16 protein-coding genes are annotated in these 18,038 nt (G+C 63.3%); 6 read left to right on the forward strand and 10 right to left on the reverse strand.

Annotated features, from left to right (window positions below):
- Nucleotides 1–3: 3 nt before the first annotated feature.
- From ACOZJV_RS06665 to ACOZJV_RS06685, 5 genes are all read right to left on the reverse strand, one after another.
- The gene (locus ACOZJV_RS06665) at nt 4–1,413 is read right to left on the reverse strand and encodes a circularly permuted type 2 ATP-grasp protein (RefSeq protein ID WP_020298782.1); all 1,410 of its coding nucleotides are present in this window, start codon (nt 1,411–1,413) and stop codon (nt 4–6) included.
- An 897-nt stretch (nt 1,414–2,310) separates the two neighbouring features.
- Nucleotides 2,311–2,811: an AAA family ATPase gene (locus tag ACOZJV_RS06670; protein ID WP_421547154.1), complete on the reverse strand. Its 501-nt coding sequence runs from the start codon at nt 2,809–2,811 to the stop codon at nt 2,311–2,313.
- A gap of 104 nt (nt 2,812–2,915) precedes the next feature.
- Nucleotides 2,916–3,692 (reverse strand): DUF6708 domain-containing protein, encoded by a 777-nt coding sequence (locus tag ACOZJV_RS06675; RefSeq protein WP_421547155.1) that lies wholly within the window; start codon nt 3,690–3,692, stop codon nt 2,916–2,918.
- Nucleotides 3,693–3,702: 10 nt separating this feature from the next.
- The gene (locus tag ACOZJV_RS06680; protein ID WP_421547156.1) at nt 3,703–6,900 is read right to left on the reverse strand and encodes a T6SS effector BTH_I2691 family protein; all 3,198 of its coding nucleotides are present in this window, start codon (nt 6,898–6,900) and stop codon (nt 3,703–3,705) included.
- Nucleotides 6,901–7,139: 239 nt separating this feature from the next.
- Nucleotides 7,140–7,892, reverse strand: coding sequence for an ArsR/SmtB family transcription factor (locus ACOZJV_RS06685; protein WP_078472516.1), 753 nt, complete (start codon nt 7,890–7,892; stop codon nt 7,140–7,142).
- Nucleotides 7,893–8,213: 321 nt separating this feature from the next.
- Between ACOZJV_RS06685 and ACOZJV_RS06690 the strand changes: the two genes are divergently transcribed.
- Nucleotides 8,214–8,732 carry a GNAT family N-acetyltransferase gene (locus tag ACOZJV_RS06690; RefSeq protein ID WP_078472517.1) on the forward strand — a complete coding sequence of 173 codons (519 nt, stop codon included), beginning with the start codon at nt 8,214–8,216 and terminating at the stop codon, nt 8,730–8,732.
- A 24-nt stretch (nt 8,733–8,756) separates the two neighbouring features.
- Here the strand turns inward: ACOZJV_RS06690 and ACOZJV_RS06695 are convergent, their stop codons facing one another.
- Nucleotides 8,757–9,683, reverse strand: coding sequence for a LysR substrate-binding domain-containing protein (locus ACOZJV_RS06695; RefSeq protein WP_421547157.1), 927 nt, complete (start codon nt 9,681–9,683; stop codon nt 8,757–8,759).
- 143 nt (nt 9,684–9,826) lie between these two features.
- Between ACOZJV_RS06695 and ACOZJV_RS06700 the strand changes: the two genes are divergently transcribed.
- The gene (locus tag ACOZJV_RS06700) at nt 9,827–10,474 is read left to right on the forward strand and encodes a LysE family translocator (RefSeq protein ID WP_078472518.1); all 648 of its coding nucleotides are present in this window, start codon (nt 9,827–9,829) and stop codon (nt 10,472–10,474) included.
- 15 nt (nt 10,475–10,489) lie between these two features.
- On the opposite strand, the gene dmeF is transcribed toward ACOZJV_RS06700, so the two are convergent.
- From dmeF to ACOZJV_RS06720, 4 genes are all read right to left on the reverse strand, one after another.
- Complete coding sequence (dmeF, locus tag ACOZJV_RS06705; RefSeq protein WP_421547158.1) at nt 10,490–11,455, reverse strand: CDF family Co(II)/Ni(II) efflux transporter DmeF; 966 nt, start codon at nt 11,453–11,455, stop codon at nt 10,490–10,492.
- Nucleotides 11,456–11,469: 14 nt separating this feature from the next.
- Entirely contained in the window at nt 11,470–11,742 is a 273-nt protein-coding gene (locus ACOZJV_RS06710) for a metal/formaldehyde-sensitive transcriptional repressor (RefSeq protein ID WP_020298789.1), read from the reverse strand.
- 183 nt (nt 11,743–11,925) lie between these two features.
- On the reverse strand, nt 11,926–12,267 hold the full coding sequence (locus ACOZJV_RS06715; protein WP_078472728.1) for an FKBP-type peptidyl-prolyl cis-trans isomerase: 342 nt from the start codon (nt 12,265–12,267) through the stop codon (nt 11,926–11,928).
- A 123-nt stretch (nt 12,268–12,390) separates the two neighbouring features.
- Nucleotides 12,391–12,702: an RcnB family protein gene (locus tag ACOZJV_RS06720; RefSeq protein ID WP_421547159.1), complete on the reverse strand. Its 312-nt coding sequence runs from the start codon at nt 12,700–12,702 to the stop codon at nt 12,391–12,393.
- A 188-nt stretch (nt 12,703–12,890) separates the two neighbouring features.
- On the opposite strand from ACOZJV_RS06720, the gene ACOZJV_RS06725 reads away from it, so the two are divergent.
- The 4 genes from ACOZJV_RS06725 (at nt 12,891) to ACOZJV_RS06740 (ending at nt 17,909) form a co-directional block, all read left to right on the forward strand.
- Nucleotides 12,891–13,487, forward strand: a complete 597-nt coding sequence (locus tag ACOZJV_RS06725) for a LemA family protein (protein ID WP_020298791.1) — start codon at nt 12,891–12,893, stop codon at nt 13,485–13,487.
- A gap of 24 nt (nt 13,488–13,511) precedes the next feature.
- Nucleotides 13,512–15,458: a M48 family metallopeptidase gene (locus tag ACOZJV_RS06730; protein ID WP_421547160.1), complete on the forward strand. Its 1,947-nt coding sequence runs from the start codon at nt 13,512–13,514 to the stop codon at nt 15,456–15,458.
- Entirely contained in the window at nt 15,455–15,985 is a 531-nt protein-coding gene (locus ACOZJV_RS06735) for a hypothetical protein (protein WP_421547161.1), read from the forward strand. Before ACOZJV_RS06730 ends, ACOZJV_RS06735 begins: the two co-directional genes overlap by 4 nt.
- A gap of 100 nt (nt 15,986–16,085) precedes the next feature.
- Nucleotides 16,086–17,909 carry a monovalent cation:proton antiporter-2 (CPA2) family protein gene (locus ACOZJV_RS06740; protein ID WP_201130558.1) on the forward strand — a complete coding sequence of 608 codons (1,824 nt, stop codon included), beginning with the start codon at nt 16,086–16,088 and terminating at the stop codon, nt 17,907–17,909.
- The last annotated feature ends 129 nt before the right edge of the window (nt 17,910–18,038 follow it).

The following is an 18,038-nucleotide window of genomic DNA, read 5'->3' on the forward strand; positions in this document are numbered from 1 at the left end:
GTGTCAGTCCTCCACTACCCAGGTGTCTTTGGTGCCGCCGCCCTGGGACGAGTTCACCACCAGCGAGCCTTCGCGCAAGGCCACGCGCGTCAGGCCACCGGGCACCAAACGGGTTTCGCTGCCCGACAGCACAAAGGGACGCAGGTCGATATGCCGCGGCGCGATGCCGTTTTCGACAAAGGTCGGGCAGGTCGACAGGCACAGGGTCGGCTGGGCGATATAGGCATGCGGGCGCGCCTTGAGCCGGGCGCGAAAATCCTCGATTTCCGCCGCCGTGGCCGCCGGCCCGACAAGCATGCCGTAGCCGCCGGAGCCCTGGGTTTCCTTGACCACCAGGTCCGGCAGGTTGGCCAGCACATGGGACAGTTCCGCCGGCTTGCGGCATTGCCAGGTGGGCACGTTCTTCAGCACCGGCTCTTCGCTGAGGTAGAAGCGGATCATCTCGTCGACATAGGGGTAGATCGACTTGTCGTCGGCGACCCCGGTGCCCACAGCATTGGCCAGCACCACATTGCCCGAGCGGTAGGCGGCGATCAGCCCGGGCACGCCGAGCATCGAATCGGGGTTGAACGACAACGGGTCGAGGAAGGCGTCGTCGAGGCGGCGGTAGATCACATCCACTGCCTGGGCGCCGGAGGTGGTGCGCATGAATACCCGGTCGTCACGCACAAACAGATCGGCGCCTTCCACCAGCTCCACGCCCATCTCGCGGGCCAGGAATGCATGCTCGAAATAGGCACTGTTGAAGCGCCCGGGGGTCAGCACGACCACCGTGGGGTTGTCCAGCGGGCAGGAGCTTTTCAGGGTTTCGAGCAGCAGGTTCGGGTAATGGTCGATGGGCGCCACCCGCTGCGCGGCGAACAGCTCCGGAAACAGGCGCATCATCATCTTGCGGTCTTCAAGCATGTAGCTGACGCCGCTGGGGGTGCGCAGGTTGTCTTCGAGCACGTAGTAACTGCCGTCGCCATCACGCACCAGGTCGACCCCGGAAATATGCGAATAGATATTGCGATGCAGATCCAGGCCCTGCATCGCCACCTGGTAACCCTCGTTGGCCAGGACTTGCTCGGCCGGGATGATGCCCTCCTTGAGAATGTGTTGCCCGTGATAGATATCGGCCAGGAACATGTTCAGCGCCTGGACCCGCTGGATACAGCCGCGCTCGACCGTCTGCCATTCACTGGCCTTGATGCTGCGCGGAATGATGTCGAACGGAATCAGCCGTTCGGTGCCCTGCTCGTCCCCGTACAAAGTGAAGGTGATGCCGGCGCGATGGAACAACAGGTCGGCTTCGCGCCGACGCTGGTCCAGCAACTCCAAGGGAGTGTCCGCCAGCCAGCGGGCAAACTCCTGATAATGTGGGCGGCAGCCACCACTCGCGTCATACATTTCATTAAAAAAAGCACGGGACATACCCCACTCCTCGCCGTGGTTTAAACGGCTTTTTATTTACGCTCTCTATTTCGATAAATCGGGCCTTGCGCTGTGCGGTCAGTACTGGGTTGTAAAGCACCTCATTGTGCGTTGCAGCTATCCGGGGACGATGCACACGCAGCACGGCGACGCGTGACGCGAACGTTGCGCTGGACTGTGTGCAGTTTTTTCGGCAAGGGCGGCAGCGCCAGGACAGGCAATGACGTCGTGACCTTGCTGATGGGTAAGAGGGGAATTTAAAGAAGACAACGGACCGGCACTCAGGCATTGGCATGCCCCCGGTCTCTTCAGGGCTTTTGCAATCGCTATGCCCAAATGCCGTGCCTTGGGGATTTTGCCGAGACGGCCCGCAATATCATCTATAAAGCGACATTTTTATTCACATATGAGACATGAACACCGATCTTCACTGAATCGGTTGAGCCGGCAACATCATCCCCACGGATCGCCCACCCCTGGAGCGACCGAAAAAAGTGCAGAAAGCGCGGCTGACGGTTTTTTTGCCCCTTAACCGGGACTTTTTTACCCAACTTGCCTGACCACCCGACGTAACCCTGGGCGCCCGGTGCTGAAAACAGCGGTACTGCACGCACCATCTGCGTCCGAAAAAGCGCAGCACCGCGGCAGTCACCGCTCTTTTCGCCCGTATCCCGGGCAAATGCGCTGTAACTGACTGAGCCGTGGCTACCCTCGTTGATACTGCTGCGTGGCCCCTATGGAGTTGGGGTATTGGCCGGGGGATCATCGGCGAAACGGCGGGCAATCTGCCGGTAACGGGTCACGGCAGAACAGCCAGCCAACACCGCTTCCATCCTGAAAAAGCCCTGTTGGCGCCCCCTGTACAGCGCGTGTTGAAACAGCTTGCAACATACCGCTTCACTGACCGGCGGCGAGCTGCTCGAGGATCAGTTGCACTGCCTCTTCCGGTAACAACTGGGCGCTGTCCAGACGCAATGGCGGCACAGTCCAGGGCTGGTAGTCATGCTCGCACACCGACTGCCAGCTCGCCGGCACCAGCCCCGGCACATCCAACTCCCGGCCTTGCACCCGGCGCCGGTGTTCATCGAGGTCGGAGCACAGCACCTCGATATCCAGCAGCCCTACTCCCTCGCCATCGGCGATCGCGCGCCAGGCCTCACGACTCTCGGCCAGCGGATTGACGCAGTCGGCGATCACCTGATTGCCCAGGGCCAGGTTGCTGCGGGCCAGGGCATTGGCAATGTCATAGCCAGTCTTGCCCACCTCGCGCATACCGTTGTCACGCAGCGCCTGCTCGATGTTGTCGATACGCAGGTAAGTGGCGCCCAGGCGCACGGCCAGCAAGCGGGCGATGGTGGTTTTACCAGTGCCGGGCAGGCCGCTGAAGACAATAAGCATGGGGGTTGCTCCTGGGACGGCTAAGCAGCATACGCAAACTAAAAGTGTCCATCACCCAGAGAGACGGCTGCCGGGGTGTCGCAGCGCCACCTGACGCTTTCTGCTCACGGCGCCGTCCGCGACTCACGATCCATCTCGGCCGGCCACTTCACCTTCGGTGCCAGGCGCAGGGCCAAGTTGTACCAGGGCACATCGTTAGGGTCGCGCGGTGGTCCTGGCGGTGGCAGGGCCGAGGGACCTTGCTGCATGTAAGTGCAGATATAGGCCCAGGCAAACTCATCGGCGCCCATGGTGCTTAGTGGAAAACGGTCGATGACTTTATTGGTGCCGGGCTCGACGATGGACAGGACCACGCCCCATTTGATGATGAGCGCGCCTTGGGCAGTGGCGCCGCGTTTTTTCCAGCGTTCGGCGCGGACTTGTGACCAGTCGTAGGCCACGGGGATAACGCGCCAACGTTCGAAAGGGTTCCACCAGCGGTAGTTGAAGTTGTAGGCGTAGATGCGTTGGCGGGCTCGGTTGAAACGCAGTGGTAGATCACGTGGTATTGATAAATCTAGCCTAATGGCTAGTAGAGAAATCCAAAAAGATACTAGGGTAGAAACTATGCCAATCAATAAAATTGATGGTTTTGTAGAGTGAATAAAAGAGAATGGCCCTATGGTTAACGTCACCAACCATAACAACATAATTAGCCCCATCCACAACATAATCCCTCTTGCCCGGAACGAGGCCCTAGGCAGTTCTAAATAATAATCACTCAAGTGATTGGACCCATTATTATCAAGTGAGGCTATGGCAGGCGGAGGTGCGTTTGGCAGTGGAAGATCCTCTTGCCAGCCAGAGCAAGGAGGGTTGAGATTAGGTGCGGTCAATTTCATATGTCCTTGCTTAATAGTCCAGTTTGTCATCTGTCAATTTCAAATGAGCAACGCCGAGCTCATCATTTTTTTCGGGCCAGTAAGAAACCTTTAGCAAAATCGCATGGATGCTGTGATTTACATTTAGTGCAATAGCTCCGCTGATTTCAAATGTTTGCGATACAGTATTTTGATTCAGTGCAGGAGTCGTCGTTTGCGGGTTGTAGTCCAAATTTCGTGAAGAGGACGACGGTAATAGTGGCCCATTTGACCCACCAGTCTGTCCGCATGCAATGGTACTTCCGCTATCGTCGCCAGGGCGATAGACCTCCAACTCCCACTGGTAGCGCGATGCGTTAGTATCATGGCCCGGAAGTCTAATTTTGTAGTCTAAATAGATACCAGATGGAATGTTCTCGCTATCGTAAACAACTCCAGTCTGGCCCGCTGCTTGTAGATCACTTTGTCTTTGAAAACGCACACTTATCGCTGCTTCAGCCGTCATGCCGAGCACTGCGGCATTTAAGGTGCCGATGGCATAATCCATATCATGAGGATGTTTCCATCGGCGATGCGTTTCGGGTAAACCCCATGTTGAATATCGTGCCCATAACTCAAGTGGTTGCGACTCAAGTTGTTTTGCCCATGTTGCAAGAGCGTATGCGGTTAGCCCAAGCGCAAGAGCTATGCCAATCGGGCCAAGTAGCGTTGCTTCAACTGCGAGTGCACCCATTGTGCCGGCTATTGCCGAACCAAAGGCCAAACTACTAGCAACTCCGTAGATTTGTGCTGCTTCACTGTCACCTCTTGATGAAGTCCGAAGTAATGCAAATATATATTGCGTTCCATCCATCACCCCCGCGACCGCAGCAATCGCCCCCCCATACTGCGCAATTCGCACCCCCATCATCACCGTCTGCACCTGACCTGCCACCCGCACCGTGGTCGTCAGCCCCGGCCGCAATAGCTGAGTCCCTACACCCGCAATCTCGACCCCCACCCCCATTACCCCGATGGACGACGACCACACCGCCGCCAGCGCCTCGGGATTGCCGCTGCCCGGGGTGTTGAGGAAGGTCTCAAAGTTTTTGCGCAGGCTGTCTTGCTGGAACCAGAGGCTGCCCAGGCCCAGCAGCAGGTCGGCGCCGGCAGGGGCTGCGGAGATAGCGGTATTGCGCATCCGTTGCATGGCGCCTCTGGCCAGCGCTTGGGCGTCGTCCATGCTGATAGCCAGCGTATGCAGCAGCCGGGTGCTGCCGCTGTGGAGCGTGGCGGCGCCGATGCTGATGCTGCGCAGCGCCTCTGTAACGTTGGTGCTGGCATTGGCCCGCAGTTTTTCCAGGCGGGCTTGCAGGTCTTGGGCGCTTTCCAGGGACCAGAGCATGACGTCGACCAATTTGCCGTGGTTGCCGGAGACGGCGATGGCAATGGCGCCGCTCACCACCATGGCGCGGATCTTTCGCTCTGCGGGTTTGCGAAATTTCTGGTCGAGTTGGGTGATGAATTGATCGGTGCGCTCTTGCATCGCCTCGTTGAGCAGGGATAGGTATTCGCCAAGCCTCAGGGACACCACAACCTGGGTCACCTGCTGGCCGGCGTAGCGCAGAAAGGCCGCGCTGTGCACATGGCCAATCAGCGTCTGGGTCTGTGCCGACAGCTGTTGCGTCAGGGCGTTACTGGCATTGGTGGTGGCCGCCAGTATCTGGCCGATGGCGTGCTTGACCGGCGCGATCATCAGCTCCTTGCCTTCGTGGGTGGCAATGATGCTTTTCAGGGTGTCGTAGAGCTTGCCCAGATCATCGCCCGCCAGCGCTGTTTTCAATTGGTCGAACAGTGCCTGGTCCTTGGCCAGCAAGGCCTGATAAAGCAGGCTCTGGCGGTCTTCGAGCAGGGTTTTCCAGAGGCGCTGGGTCGCGCCCAGGGTCTCGGTGTCTGGATGGATGACTTCGCTGGGGCCGCCCACTAGGCACAGGCTCATCATGCGAATAAAACCTTCTACGGAGCGTGTGGAGGTCACGCTGTAGTCATACCGGGCGGCGAGCTGGAATGGCGCGGCCTGGTATTCCCGGGCGTACAGCTCGCCCTCGCGGTCGATGGCCTGCTGCCAGGCCTTTTGCTCGGCCAGGTAGGCCCGTTCGAAACTCGCCCGTTGGGCTTCGTCGTACCGCTCTTCGAGCCGCTCGCGGGCCTCGGTCTGCTTGAGTCGGGTCCCGCGTTGGGTTTCGGCCTCGACATCGATGGGCGGCAGCGGTGCCCTGAGCCCTGCCGCGCTGTTGTTCCAACGGCGATGGTGTTCGTCCAGGGCCTTGGCCTCTTCGCTGGCCTCGGCAACCGCCCAGGCATCGCGCAGCTCCTTGATGCCGAGCAGTGCCTGGGAGGTGAAGAACTCGAAACGCCGCTTCGGCTCGGCGCGCCACTCCTGCAGGGCCCTGACCCCGCTTACCCGCTGGGCATTGCATTCCTGCACCCGGCCAATCGGGTCGGGCAGCACCACCGCCAGCACTCCCCCCTCCTGCAGGTTTTCCCGCTGAACCAAGTTCCGCACATGGCGTAAAAAGAGCCCACCTCGGTGATGGCGGCTGTAGAAGCCGTGGACGCTGACGAAGTCCCCGGGGTTGGCCTCCGAGTACTCCAGCACTTGAGTGATCTCGAGGTGTTGCTCGGTCATCACGGTGCCGACGCTGCTCGGGTTGTCGCGCGCCGCCTTCAGATCGAGCTTGTGGAATCGGCCGTCCAGCGCCGTACCGTCATCCGCCGTGCCACGCCGGTACTGATCCAGCACGCTCTCTGGCCATGGATCGTTGGCGAACGCAATCCACGCAGTCGAGTAGGTGTCGGCGTCGATATTGATAAAGGACGCACTGAAGTCGTGGTCCTGGGCGATGCAGGAAGGGCTCAGCGACCTCGGTTGTTCGCGCGGGACCTGGTAAGGGCGGAACTGGCGCAACGCACCTTCCGGCGTCACCTGGTAGGCCTGCCATTCTTTTTGGTCCAGCAGCACGTAGAGGTAGCCCTGACGAAGTATCCGCGGCTGGTCGAGGATCATCGGGATCGACGCCGGCCCCGAGCCGGACACGGGCGTCTTCTTGTGCATGGCAAAACGCGTTGGCGCATAGGCCGCCCGCAGCGGCAGGATCGGCAGGCCGGTGCGCTGGCAGGCATTGCAGGCCCCGGTGGGATTGGGCGCGGCTTCATTGATGGCAATGCCGAGGGCGGTGCTGGTGCTCATGAGTAGTTCTCCGCGCGGGGCAGGGAGGTCGCGATGTGGGTCCAGGCCGCGTCGTCATAGGCTTGGGCGATGCCGTGCTGGACGCCCGGGGCGCAGGGTTTTCTCGAGTGCGGGAATTTAGGAGGGAGAACACGCGGGGGGCTATAAGGGGAGTCTGAAACTCACCCTGGTCGGGAAGACAATGAACGGATGATGGGAGCGGCCCCTGGTTATCGCACCAGGGACCGCCCGCTGGCGCTTCATGGCCTCGTCGGCGATTCGCCGTGCATTTCCGACAAGGCCAAGCCCGCCTCGGGCAGTTGCAGGGCGAAGCGTGTCGACAGCTGCTTGCGCCCCTTGGTAGTCAGGGTCAGGGCGCGGCTGTCCAGGTCCTGGCTCAGCCACTGACATTGCAGTGCGTGTTGCAACAAGGCCGCGCCCAGGGCCCCACCCAGGTGCGGGCGGCGCATGCTCCAGTCCAGGCACGGGCAGGCAAAGCGTCGGCGCAAGGTCTTGAGCCCTTCGACCTCGATCCCCAGCCCCGCAAAGAACGCCTCGCCGGACGCGCTTAGGTGGTACTGCCGCGCGCTGTCTTGCAACTCCTGCAACCAACCGGCTTCGCACATCCGATCATGCAGCAGCACAGCCAGGGTGCCGGCCATGTGGTCGTAGCAGGTGCGGGCAAATTGCAGGCGGTCCGGGGTGCGCGGGCTGAAGCGCGGAGCGCTGTTGTGACCGATCACCATCAGGGCTTCCAGGGCCTGGGCCACGCGCGGGTCGGCCAGGCTGTAGTAACGGTGGCGGCCCTGCACTTGCAGGCGTACCAGCGACAGCTCCTTGAGCTTGCCCAGGTGCGCGCTGGCGGTGGAGGCGCTGACATCGGCCAGTGCCGCCAACTCGGTGCTGGTACGGGCATGGCCATCCATCAGCGCACAGAGCATTTTGGTGCGTGCCGGTTCGGCGATGGCTGCGGCCACCTGGGATACCGCGCTGTCGTGTTGTTGCGCACTCATGGTTCGCTCCGGAACGAAGGGTGATCGGCATCGGGAAGTGGATAGTAGCAAGGCGCGGTTTCCGTAGCCGCAGTTGCAGCCCCCCACTGAGAGCGCTGGGGGGAGGATGAGGTCTGGCTGCAACGGTGTCTGCCGAGGAACGGGTCATGAGCGCACTTCCAGGCAGATAGAAGCTCCACGGCCTAGCGGCGGATCCTGTCGAACATTGGTCTGGGATGTGCGCAAATCGGCTGAAAAAATGCACTTTCAGCCCATTCTGTCGGGGTGGCCTGTTTATGATGGGCCGCTGCCATCGACTAACCCTCAAGGAGGACAGGCCCCATGCCCTTTCAGGTTCGCGACGCGCTTTACGCCGACAGCCCGCGCATCAGCCAGATCGCCGCCCAGACCTTTGCCCTGGCCTGCCCGGCCAATACGCCGCCCGCGGAGATCACGGCCTTTATCCAGGACCAGTTGCAGGTAGAGCATTTCAATGCGGCCCTAGATGACCCGGAGCAACAGCTGCGGGTGTTGGTGCACCAGGGCCAGGTCATCGGCTACAGCCTGGTCAAACTGAGTCCGCAGGCCCTGGGTATCGCCGAGGCAGACCAGGTGCCAGAGTTGACCCGCTGCTACCTGGCGGCGGATTTTCACGGCAGCGGCGGCGCCCAGTACCTGTTGCAACAGACGCTGGAATCGCTCACCCAGCCCATTCGGCTGACGGTCAGCGAAGCCAACGCACGGGCGATCCGTTTCTACCAGCGCAATGGCTTTATCAACGTCGGTGAAACCACCTTCCAATGCGGCGCCGACCTACACCGCGACTGGGTCATGCTGCGCCAGCCACCCGCCACGGTCTGATCCGGCGCCAGGCGCGCACTGCGCCTACACCGGGGGCAGGTAATTGAGGTCGATGCCGGCGAGACTTGGCAGGTCGCCGATCAGGAAATCCCGCAGGCGGAGGATTTTCTCCCGGCGCGGGCCGGCCTTGGGCCAGACCAGGTAATAACCGTCCCCCGAGGCCACAGCGCTGTCGAATGGCAAGCCGACCTGGCCGTCACGAATGTCGTCGGCCACCAGGTGCAGGTCACCGATCGATACCCCGTGGCCGCGCATGGCCGCGCTGATGCCCTGATCGAGGGTGTCGAATACCTTGCCGCGATCCAGCCGTACCTGCTCCAGCCACCCTTGCGCTGCGAGCCAGCGCCGCCAATCGCGGCGGTCTGGCGAGGGATGGATCAATTGCGCTTCCTGCAAGCGCTGCAGGTTCCAGGGCGTGGTTGGCGCGGCTTCGGGGGCGCAGATCGGGATCAGCCATTCATCGAACAGCTTGCAGCCATCAACCCCGGCGCCGAACTGCCCGTTGCCCAGCAAAATCGCGCAATCGTAGGGCTCGGCCTGGAAATCCACCGCGTCCACATCCATCCACACACTGGCCAGTTGCACTTCCAGCTCAGGCTCGGCCTGCCTGAGGGTCTCCAGGGCGCGCAACAACCAGCGCATGGTCAGGGTCGACGGCGCCTTGAGCCGCAGTTGCAGGGCGTTGCCGCGAAACGGCAGGCAGGCCTCTTCGATAATCCGAAAACCCACCTTGAGTTCCTGGGCCAGGCGCTGGCCGGCATCGGTGAGCGTCACCTTGGGTCCCTTGCGCTCGAACAGGCGGCAATCGAGGGCGCTTTCCAGAGTGCGGATATGGCGGCTGATCGCGCTCTGGGTCAGTGCCAACTCGGCCCCGGCCTGGGTAAAGGAGCAGGTCCGGGCCGCCACCTCAAAGGCGCGCAGGGCATAAAGCGGAGGAATACGTTCGGCCATCAGCGGCTCCGACAATGATAAATACTCATGCAAGGTTACAGCTTTATCGGTTTTTAAACCCGCCGTCAGCCGGTCAAGCTGTGCCGGACCATGACGCATCGGCCGTTCGATGCACCTCTCACTCGTTACAAGGCGGGCCGTTCGTGCAACTCCAACTTTCCCTGGTGGGGCTTTATGTATTCAGCGTGCTGCTGCTGGTGGCGACACCGGGGCCGGTGGTGGCGCTGATCGTCAACACCAGCCTGCGGGCCGGTCCACGGCGCGCCGTGCTGACCGCCCTGGGCACCAACGCTGCGTCCTTGCTGCTGGCCCTGGTGGCGGTGCTGATTCTAGGCGGCAGCCTGAAGCTGGCGCCGTCCCTGCTCAACTGGGTGAGCCTGCTGGGCTGCTGTTTTATCGGTTACCTGGCATGGCAGGGGCTGCGCAGCCTGCGGGCGCCAGAGCGCTCCGCCAGCCCCGAGGGATCACGGCCGCAGCGGGCAGGCGGGAATCTGCTGCAAGGTTTTCTCGTGGGGGTTTCCAACCCCAAGGACATCCTGTTCTTTGTCTCGTTCTTTCCTCGGTTCATCCAGGTCAGCCCGTCGTTCAGCACCAGCGTGAGCGTGCTGATCGGGCTGTGGGTGGTGATCGATTTCGCGGTGCTGGCGGGCTATATCCTGCTTTCGCGTCACGCCCTCACGCTCAAGTACCAGCGGGCCGTGACCTGGGCTTCCAGCCTGGTGCTGCTGGTGGTGGCGCTGAGCGGGATCGCCTACTCGGCCCACGGGCTGTTGGCGCCCGACAATGCCTGAGGGCGCCGGGCGCGATTACAGGCTGCGGTACTCCAGGGTCAGGTGCGCCAACTCGTGCACCGCGGCCAGGCGCTGGCGCAACGCCTCGGCACTCAGCGACGGCTGGGCCAGGACGCTGACAATGGCCGCCCGCGCCTGGGGCCCGACCTGCCACACATGCAAATCGGTGATGCTGGCGTCCCCGCTCGACTCCACCAATTGCCGAATCTCTGCGGCCACCTGCTCGTCGCTGGCGTCGAGCAGCACGGCGGCGCTGGTCTTCATCAGGCTGTAGGCCCAGCGGGCGATCACCACCGCGCCGACGAGGCCCATCAGCGGGTCAAGCCAGACCCAACCCAGGTAACGCCCCGCAAGCAACGCGGCAATCGCCAGCACCGAAGTCAGGGCATCGGCCAGCACATGCACATAGGCCGAACGCAGGTTGTTGTCGTGATGGGCGTGGGCGTGTTCATGGGGATGGTCATGGGCATGTTCATGCCCGTGTCCGTGCTCCGCGTGCTGCCCATGCCCATGCTGGGTGTGATGGCCGCCCAGCAGCCAGGCGCTGAGGATATTCACCGCCAGCCCCGCCACCGCAATCAGTGTGGCCTCGGTAAAGGCCACCTGGGTCGGCTGGAACAGGCGCAGCAGCGACTCGGCAGCAATGCCCAGCGCCACCAGGCCCAGGATCATCGCCGAGGCAAAGCCTGCCAGGTCGCCGACCTTGCCGGTGCCGAAACTGAAACGCGCGCTGCCTGCATGGCGTCGGGCATAGCCGTAGGCCGCCGCCGCAATGCCCAGGGCGCCGGCGTGGGTCGCCATGTGCAGGCCATCGGCCAACAGGGCCATGGAGCCGGTGATATAGCCGGCGGCAATTTCGCCGACCATCATCACCAGGGTCAGCGCCACCACCCACAGGGTTCGGCGCGCGTTATCGTCGTGGCCGGCGCCGAGAAACAGGTGAGGATGAGAAAAATGCCGGGCTTGGGCTGCAATGCTCATGCGGGAGTCCCCTGTCAGGAATAGCGGCGGATGGCTTCGAGCAACTCGTCGACGCCCTTGGCCCGCTCTGCATCGCTGAGCTCGGGGTTGGCCACATGCTCCAGGGCATGGGCCTCGATGATCTCGCCCATCAACCCATTGATGGCGCCACGGGTCGCGGCCACCAGGTGCAGGGTCTTGGCGCATTCGGCGCCGGACTCCAGCGCCCGTTCCACGGCCTGGACCTGCCCGAGAATGCGCCGGACCCGTTTCAGCAGTTCATCTTTCTGTGCATGCGTGTGCGACATACCTATACCCCCTACCCCTATGTGGCGAGCATCTTCACCCCTGGCCGGCCAGCCTGGCAAGCATGCCGCCAAACATTTGGATGGGTGGCAACGCCTGCCCGTTATAGAGCAGCACGGCAATGGCAGGGTGGCCCACGGGCAATAGCCGCCCGGGCCACGGAGTGGAGGTAACTGCGGGTCGGATCAGTCGTCGCGGGTCAGCACTTCCAGCAATTCGATCTCGAAGATCAGATTGGAATGGGGCTTGATATGGGCCCCCATGGAGCGTTCACCGTAGGCCAGGTGCGCCGGTACCAGCAGCTTGCGCTGGCCGCCGACTTTCATCCCCATCAGGCCCTGGTCCCAGCCCTTGATCACCCGCCCGGTACCAATCACGCACTGGAATGGCTTGCCGCGCTCGTAGGAGGAATCGAAGCTCGTGCCATCTTCCAGAAAGCCCCGGTACTGGGTGGTGATCAACGCCCCCTTGACCACGGCCTTGCCGTCGCCCAACTGGGTATCGATCACCTGTAATTGGTCGCTCATCTGCTCGTTCATCATTGCCCCTCGTTCAACGCTCCCCGCCGCCGGGGAATGCGCGCAGGGTTTTCGCAGAATTGCTCGCGCTTGGCAAACCCCGCGACGCGCTGGCGACGTCCGGCCAGTGCCTCAGCGCTTGACCGGCGCCATGTCGAGGATCTTGCCGCTGGTGATTTCCACCAGCACGTATTGGTCCTTGATCTGCACCCACTGGCTTTGCTCCTGGGGTGCCTTCAGGCCTTTTTTCTTCCAGTCGTGGATGGCCGAAACCTCACGCTGATACAAGTCCGGGGCACGGTCGCCGACCACCAGTTCGCGCCCGTTGAAGGTCGAGGACACGCTTTTATCGGCGGCCTCCTGGGCCTGGGCCAGGGCACCATGGCAGACAGGCAGGCGGTCAGGGACAGGCAGGCAATCAGTGGTTTGACGATCATGAGGCACTCCAGAATTCAAGGCATACCCTGGGTCGGACCGCGGCGCGGGGAAATCATTCACAGCCCTTGCCGATGGACGTCGGGGCCAGCGCTCCGACGGCAAAAAGCGATCCCCAGGCGACCAACGCGGCGCGTGAAGAGAAAAAATTCGGTTACCATGCGCCCCACAAAAACCACCTGGATAAGGACATCACCATGGCTATTTCCACCCTCGTCGCCTTGGCCATTCTGGCCGTGCTGGTGATCGGTGCCATCAGCATCTACAACACCCTGGTCAACCGCCGCAATCGCTATCAGAACGCCTTCGCCCAGATCGAAGTCCAGCTCAAGCGCCGCTATGACCTGATCCCCAACCTGGTGGAAACCGCCAAGGGCTATCTCCAGCACGAGCGCGAAACCCTCGAAGCGGTGATCGCCGCGCGCAACACCGCCCTCGCCGGCCTCAAGGCGGTCGCGGCGCAACCGGGCAGCGCCCAGAGCATGGCGCAACTGGGCCAGGCCGAAGGGGCCCTGACCAGCGCCATGGGCCGCCTGAACGTGACCATGGAAGCCTACCCGGACCTCAAGGCCTCGCAGAACATGCAGCAATTGAGCGAAGAGCTGAGCAGCACCGAAAACAAACTGGCCTTCGCCCGCCAGGCCTACAACGACTCGGTCATGGCCTACAACAGCTATCGCCAGAGCTTCCCGCCGGTGCTGCTGGCCGGGGTCCTGGGCCATGGCAGCGACGCCAGCCTGCTGGAATTCGCCGACAGCGCGGCGATCCAGCAAGCGCCCAAGGTTGCGTTCTAACCCGCTTTCACCACGGACGGTCCGATGAATTTTTTTGAACACCAGGCCCGTGCCAAACGGCGCACCCTGCAGCTGGTACTGCTGATGACCCTGGCGGTGATCTCGCTGATCGCCGTCACCAGCGTGGTGCTGATCGTGGGTATGCAGCAGCTCCAGCAGGAAATGAAAATCGAGGCAGGCATCAACTGGCAAATGGTGCCGAGCATCGCCGCTCTGGTACTGGTGGTGGTCATCGGTGCCAGCCTGAGCAAGCACGCGCAATTGCGCGCCGGCGGCAAGGTGGTGGCCGAGCGGCTCGGCGGCCGCTTGATCAACCTCGAACCCCGGGGGCTGGAGGAGCAGCGACTGCTTAACGTGGTCGAAGAAATGGCCCTGGCGTCCGGCACCGCAGTGCCCCAGGTGTACGTGCTGCCGGATGCCGGGATCAACGCCTTCGCCGCCGGGCTCACGCCCCAGGACGCTGTGGTCGGGGTCACCCACGGGGCGATCATGGTCCTCAACCGCGATGAACTGCAGGGGGTCATCGCCCATGAATTCAGCCACATCTATAACGGCGACATGCGCCTCAATACCCGGCTGGTGGCGATCGTCCACGGCATCCTGGTGATCGGCCTGGTAGGCAATGTGATTGCCAGCGGCTCCAGCGCTCTCAATAGCAAGTCCGGGCGCAACCAGGCGGGGACCGTGGGATTGTTTATCGGCATGGCCCTGGTCCTGCTGGGGTCGGTGGGCACGTTTTTCGGCAATCGAATCAAGGGCGCCATCAGCCGCGAACGCGAGTTCCTCGCCGACGCCTCGGCGGTGCAGTTCACCCGCAACCCGACCGGCATCCTCGGCGCCCTGAAAAAGATCGGCGGCTACTCCGCCAGCTCCAAACTGGACGCCGCCCACGCCGCCGAATTCAGCCATCTCTACTTCAGCGAAGGCGCGACGCTATCCGCCAGCGGTGGCTCGGCGACCCACCCACCCCTGGGCGAACGCATTCGCCGGATCGAGCCGAGCTGGGACGGCAACTTCCCCAGCGTGGCCCTGGTCGAGCTGCCCGCCGCCAGCGGCAGCAGCGACCTCGATTTTTCCGAAGTGCTCAGCTCCCTGCCCAGCGTCGCCCCTGCGCCGGCGGCACTGGTGTTTGACCTGGCCGCCGTGCAGGCCTCGATTGCCACCATCGGCGCGCCGCAACAGGGCCACCTGCACGCGGCGCAACAGACCCTGGCCAGCCTCGACCCACGGCTCAAGGACAGCGCCCGCAGCAGCACCGGGGCCCAGGCCCTGGTCTACGGCCTGCTGCTGTCGCCAATCGCAACGGTCCGCGACCTGCAACGGCAACAGCTGGCCGGCAGCACCGACGCTGCGCTACGGGGCGCCGTCGACTCCCTGAGCCCGGCTCTGGAGCAGCTTGATCCGGGCCTGCGCCTGCCATTGCTGGACCTGGTCATCCCGGCCCTCAAGCAACTGGACAAGGGCGCACTGCAGGTCTTCATGGACAACCTCCGGCACCTGATCGAGGCCGACGCCAAGGTCGAGCTGCTGGAGTGGACCCTGTTGCGCATCGTGCAGCGCAATGTCGAAGGCCTGCCGGCCGCCGAGTCCAAATGGACCCTGGCCCAGTGCAGCGCTGAACTGGCGGTATTGCTCGGGGCCCTGGCCAACGCCGGCCAGGCCGCCCCGGAGCAGGCACGCCTGGCCCTGACCTGTGCCTGGGCCGAGCTGCCATTCGAGCGCCCGCAAGCAACTGAAACCGACCTTGAACACCTGGACCAGGCCCTGCTCCGCCTGCGCCAGCTGACACTGGAACAACGCCCGACGCTGCTCGGCGCCATGGCCCGCTGCATCGGATACGACGGCGAAGTGACAGTGGCCGAAGCCGAGCTGATGCGCACGGTGGCCGACCTGCTGGATTGCCCGATGCCACCCCTGCTCGCCCAGGCCCCGGCGCCCCATACTGCCGCTGCCCCCCAGGCCACGGCGTGAGCGGCCAACACTGCCGCACCTCCGGTGCCGAACGCCAGGCCCTCGACCTGCAACGACTGCGCAGCCTGATCGGCAAGCGCCTGGCCGGGCTGGACAACGAGCACTATTTTTTTGCCGGCGAGCGGGTCATGGATGACTGCGGCGACCTGCAATGGCGCTGCAGCGATGCCAGCCTGCTGTCGATGTTCCTGCTCAGCGACGGCGAAAGCGTCGGCACCGACCATCAGCCCCTGCACCTGACGCCCGCCTTCGAGCTGGACCCGGGGCAACGCTGCGAATGGCGTGCCGAAGACCTGCTGGCCACCCTCGGCGCCGGCCATCTGGCGGGTCAACTGATCACCGATGTTGCCGCGCTGTTCGATACATGGCCGCACCTGGACACAAGCATTCTCAGCGGCTTCATGGTCTGCTTTGAACACGGCGACTTCCTGGTCTATTACAACCAGGGCGACAACGCGGTGGCCCTGCTGAACCGCCTGCCGCCGGCGGCCGCAGAATTTACCAGTACCTGGCGCAGCCAGTTGTGACGCCAGCGGCCATCGATCGGTCGTAACCTTATCCCCCTATCCTGGGTCGCGCCCTGCTGGCCAAGGTCAACCAGCGCTGCCCATCCCCCGGAGTAAGCCCATGCCCCATGAAGGCAACCTGTTACAAGCCGCCGTCGTGTTTCTGTTCGCGGCGGTGCTGACCGTGCCCCTGGCCAAGCGCCTGCAACTGGGGGCGGTCCTGGGCTATCTGTTTGCCGGGGTGATCATCGGCCCGTCGGTGCTGGGGCTGATCGGCAATCCGCAGAGCGTCAGCCATATTTCCGAACTGGGGGTGGTGCTGCTGCTGTTCATCATTGGCCTGGAGCTGTCGCCGCGACGGCTATGGGTGATGCGCAAGGCGGTGTTCGGCGTCGGCCTGGCCCAGGTGCTGCTGACCGGGGTGGTGATCGGCAGCATGGCCCTGCTGGTGTTCGGCCAACCCCTGAACAGCGCCATCGTCCTCGGCCTGGGGCTGGCGTTGTCCTCCACTGCCTTCGGCCTGCAAAGCCTGGCCGAACGCAAGGAACTCAACAGCCCCCACGGGCGCCTGGCGTTTGCCATTCTGCTGTTCCAGGACATTGCCGCCATCCCGCTGATCGCCCTGGTACCGGCCCTGGCCGGCGGCGACCACCACACCAGCACCGCCCAGGACATCACCCACGGCCTGCAGGTGCTGGGCAGCATTGCAGTTGTGGTGGTTGGCGGGCGTTATCTGCTGCGCCCGGTGTTTCGCGTGGTGGCCGCCACCGGGCTGCCCGAGGTGTCCACCGCCACCGCGCTGCTGGTGGTCATCGGCACCGCCTGGCTGATGGATCTGGCCGGGGTGTCCATGGCCCTGGGCGCGTTCCTCGCCGGCCTGCTGCTGGCCGACTCGGAATACCGCCACGAACTGGAAGCCCAGATCGAACCGTTCAAAGGCTTGCTGCTGGGGCTGTTTTTCATCAGCGTCGGCATGGGGGCCAATATCAGCCTGCTGTTCAGCGCACCGCTGGCGGTGCTCGGGCTGACCCTGTTGCTGATCGGCCTCAAGCTGCCGTTGCTGTACGTGGTCGGGCGCCTGGCCGGGGGGCTCGGGCGCTTGAGCGCCGTGCGCCTGGGGGTGGTGCTGGCGGCGGGCGGCGAATTTGCGTTCGTGGTGTTCAAGATCGGCCGTGACCAGGGCCTGTTCGAGGCGCGGCTGTATGACCTGCTGGTGCTGACCATTACCTTGTCGATGGCCATGACCCCGTTGCTGTTGCTGGCCTGCTCGCGTCTGCTGGTGCCCAAGAGCAAGCCGGTGGAAGTGCCGGCGCACCTGCGGGACATCGACAGCGACGCGCCGCGGGTGGTGATCGCCGGCATGGGCCGCATGGGGCAAATTGTGGCGCGGATTCTCAAGGCGCAGAAAGTGCCGTTCGTGGCCCTCGACACTTCGGTGGAAACCATCGAACTGACCCGCAGCTTCGGCGGTATGCCGGTGTTCTACGGCGACCCGATGCGCCCCGAGATCCTCAATGCGGCCAAGGTCGGCGAGGCCGAGTTTTTCGTGATCGCCACCGATGACCCGGACACCAACATCCAGACCGCCGCCCTGGTGCGCAAGCTGTACCCGCACATGAAAATCATCGCCCGTGCCCGCAACCGCCAGCACGTGCACAAGCTGGTGGACCTGGGCGCCGAAGCGGTGCGCGAAACCTATTATTCGAGCCTGGAAATGAGCCGACGGACCCTGGTCGGCCTCGGTTTGAGCCAGGCCCAGGCCGACTCGCGCATCCAGCGTTTTACCCGCCACGACGAACAAGTGCTGCAAGCCCAGCACGCGGTGTACGACGACGCGGCCAAGGTACTGCAGACCGCCCAGGAGGCGCGCAATGAACTGGCGCGGCTGTTTGCCGCCGACCAGTTGGACGAGCAGGTCGAAAGCCCATTGCCGCCACCGCGTTAAACGCCCTGGCGTTGACTCCCGGGCAGCGCGGTGTCCGGGTTTGCAAGGGCTACGCCGCGCCACCTCTCTCCAGCCTGCGGCTCCTGACATAAACTGTCAGGGCCCTGCTGTAGAGTGCCCGGGCCTTGC

Source organism: Pseudomonas sp. QD4, from assembly GCF_049199125.1.
Classification (GTDB): Bacteria; Pseudomonadota; Gammaproteobacteria; order Pseudomonadales; family Pseudomonadaceae; genus Aquipseudomonas.